This window comes from Pseudomonas putida (genome assembly GCF_028682635.1).
Lineage (GTDB): Bacteria > Pseudomonadota > Gammaproteobacteria > Pseudomonadales > Pseudomonadaceae > Aquipseudomonas > Aquipseudomonas putida_AE.
The window spans coordinates 1-2150 of sequence record NZ_JANHLK010000065.1 but is presented as its reverse complement, the minus strand read 5'-3'; the positions used below and the strand labels follow the sequence as shown (position 1 = coordinate 2150).

Genomic DNA, 2150 nt, shown 5'->3' with positions numbered 1-2150 from the left:
GACGACTTTGCTGTGTTGGCGCTTTTGAGCTCTTATTACTTCCGCCCATACCTCGTACTTGATCTCATCCGCAAAGCCGGGGAAACCATCGGGATAAGCCACCCCCGTCTCCCAATCCACACGCACCGTCATCCCCGGTTTCCAGCGTGTCGGCGCCACATAGCAGCAACCCCCACCACCACCTTGGTAGGGCCCGATAATGTCGATCCCCGAACGGCCATCGACACTGAAATGATTGATGGCCCAGTGGGTGTGGTTGATGGCCTCAAGGGTGCCGGCCTGGATGTCCTGCGCGAATACGGAGGCAGTCAGGTCGACGAGCATGGCAACGATTACGTTGTTTACTGCGGGTATGGGCATGAAATTCGGCTCCTGTCTTTGCGGGGTAGAGGCACTCAGGCAATGCGCAACTTGTCGAGGGTGAAAGCTTCGCGTTCGGGCATCAGCAACAATCCAGCCTGAGTGGCTTCGAGCATGGCGCCGTAGCAGGCTTGAAAATGCTGTTCGGCGCTCCGCTCGCAAGGCAGTGCATGGCGCAGGTTGCTCATGGCCAACGTGGCATCACTGGCACAACCGAGGGTGTCTACCTGGCTGTCGCTAAGTTCGATGGGACTCAACAGGGCGACGCTTTCGGGCGTATCGGGAGCCCCTGGAAAGTGCTGGGGAAGACCATCGCGATCGAGCCAGCTCCAGAACACGGCGGGACGCAGCCACGGCTGTTGCTGATCGGCTTGCAGCACATGGCTGAACAGCAGCGGGAACAGACGCGGATCGTAGTAGCGCAGCAACCCCGGATAGCCGCCATTGCGTGCTTCAAGACAGCGCCCCAGGTGCTCGGCCAAAGCCTGGAAAGGCCAGTGGGAAGCCAGCGCCAGCAGTTGCGAGCGCCCCTGCAAGTCATGCATCAACCCCTTGAGCCACTGCCGCTGTAGCGGCTGCGCCAGGTCAACGCGCACCAGCAACGGCGCCAGCTCTTCGGCCCCTGCTTCCGGCAGTCCGGTGAACAACGAGTACCAGGTCAGTGATGGCTGCACACTGACCACACTTGGGAGCAGTGGGGAATTGCTGCCTGCCTGGTCGATGATGATGTCGATGCAGGTTATGGACGCCTTCGCGCACGAGGCCTCCAGCAAACCGATCCAGGTACCGAGCGGAGTGTTCGTCATGCTTGCGTCTCCCTGAGCACAAAGCCCTGCGCTGCGGCCTGGGCTCTTTTCAGGCAGTCCTTGCACACTGAACCAGGCAGTTCCGGTAGAGGATGGGTTTTGCTGGCGGCCGGGTTGAACTCGTGATGCGCCGCCTTGACCAGGTGATTGCCAGCCGTGCCCTTTTCGATGCCGCCCGCATCGAGGCTGAGATAGCTGCCGCCGCCGTTGAGGTAGATTCTCTTTTTCGCGGTCAGGTGGATTTCATCTTCGGTACTGGTGATGTCCAGGCCAAGACGGGCGATTAGCTCCAGCGTGCCGTTTTGCGCCTGCACGCTGATCGGGCCCTGGTTGGCAATCAGCTTCATCCCCAGCTTGCGCACGAACATACTCAGCCCCTCGCCGATGCCGATGAACAGACGCTTGACCACGCTCAGATCGGCCTGGCCGCCGGCGTTGAGCATCAGGTTCTCCTGCGCCGCCAGTTGCAGGTGCTGGCCGCTGCTCAAGGCGATGCCTTGGGGCGCGCTGAGCAGGACCACCTGGGCCTGAAGTGCGTCGATTCGTTCATTCATAAGGGCCCACTGCGACTGCACATCGGCGGGCTCGGCGTGGGCTGCCTGGGCATCGCTGGACAGGCCTTGCAGTTGATCGCCAGCCTGTTGCAAGCGACCCAGTGCAGCCTGCATGTCCAGCACCTGGCCCTGGGCTTTGGGCTGCAGGTCGGCACTGATGAACAATCCCTTGCCCCCACGGATGGCGCCATGCCCATCGCTCCTCAGCTCAAACCCCTCACCCCGCTTCTGCTTCTGCGCATCCACCAGATGCCCCAGGTTCAGCTGGCTCTTGCCACTGTGCTCGGTACTGAGCTTGACGTGCTCCTCGCCGCGGTTGTCCTCCATGCGCAGCTTGTTGTTCGCCGGGGTGCGCAGCACGTTGCGCTTGTAGTTGCGCAGGGTCACGTGGTCCGGGTGGTCGCTGTCGTGCAGGGCGTGGGCGATGTAC

At 61.7% G+C, this 2150-nt stretch carries 3 protein-coding genes; all 3 read right to left on the bottom strand.

Translation table 11 applies throughout. The features are described from left to right. On the bottom strand, positions 1–324 hold a 324-nt coding region (locus NPS56_RS30860; protein WP_274078155.1), incomplete at its 3' end, for a DUF3304 domain-containing protein. Positions 325–395: 71 nt separating this feature from the next. Further along, the gene (locus NPS56_RS30855; RefSeq protein ID WP_274078154.1) at positions 396–1166 is read right to left on the bottom strand and encodes a DUF4123 domain-containing protein; all 771 of its coding nucleotides are present in this window, start codon (positions 1164–1166) and stop codon (positions 396–398) included. After that, the coding region (locus NPS56_RS30850) for a DUF2345 domain-containing protein (protein WP_274078153.1) at positions 1163–2150 on the bottom strand (988 nt) is incomplete at its 5' end. The genes NPS56_RS30855 and NPS56_RS30850, both read right to left, overlap by 4 nt.

What these genes read in the sequence shown, in the direction of transcription:
- NPS56_RS30855 (WP_274078154.1), bottom strand. Translation starts at nt 1,166, where the DNA reads ATGACGAACACTCCGCTCGGTACCTGGATCGGTTTGCTGGAGGCCTCG.